The organism is Ligilactobacillus acidipiscis DSM 15836, assembly GCF_001435755.1.
GTDB lineage: Bacteria > Bacillota > Bacilli > Lactobacillales > Lactobacillaceae > Ligilactobacillus > Ligilactobacillus acidipiscis.
Genome location: NZ_AZFI01000359.1, coordinates 1 through 531 on the forward strand (window position 1 = coordinate 1; position 531 = coordinate 531).

General features: G+C 36.2%; 1 protein-coding gene. It reads right to left on the reverse strand.

What is annotated here, in order from left to right; translation table 11 throughout:
- Window positions 1-49: 49 nt before the first annotated feature.
- The gene (locus FC65_RS11980) at window positions 50-157 is read right to left on the reverse strand and encodes a type I toxin-antitoxin system Fst family toxin (protein WP_148266382.1); all 108 of its coding nucleotides are present in this window, start codon (window positions 155-157) and stop codon (window positions 50-52) included.
- Window positions 158-531: the final 374 nt, after the last annotated feature.

Genomic DNA, 531 nt, shown 5'->3' on the forward strand with positions numbered 1-531 from the left:
CTTTTTTTCGCTGCGCGGAATTCAGCGTGTGAGTTAGACTGACAACTTGCTAACGATTGTCGTCTTTGTCACTCTCATCTAACCAGTGAGAGAATAGTTTTATAACTATACCTACAATGATAGGTGCAACAATCAACGAAAGAATATCATGTAACATAAACAACGCCCCCCTTTCGGGGCAAGTTGCCACCTAATAATATAACATATTAACTAAACTCTAAGGTGGTCCTTTTTCGTTCCTCGTTTGCTTAGAACAATAGACTATTGCTCATATTGAACGGAGCGGTAATGTAAGCTTTGATAATTAGCTGAAATTACTCACGCTATGGGTAAAACAATTAGAATTGAATTTGCCAAGTAATAACCGCATTGATCCCATTTTTTCTTTTTTTACTTCAAACAGTTTCATTTTGCTTCCTCCTAAACCATGTTATAATGAAAGTACCAAGAAGGGGAAGGGTAAGTTCCCCTTCAAGTGGCAATTATCTTTGCCATTTAATATAGAATTTCTAAAGTCATGAAAAGCAAATT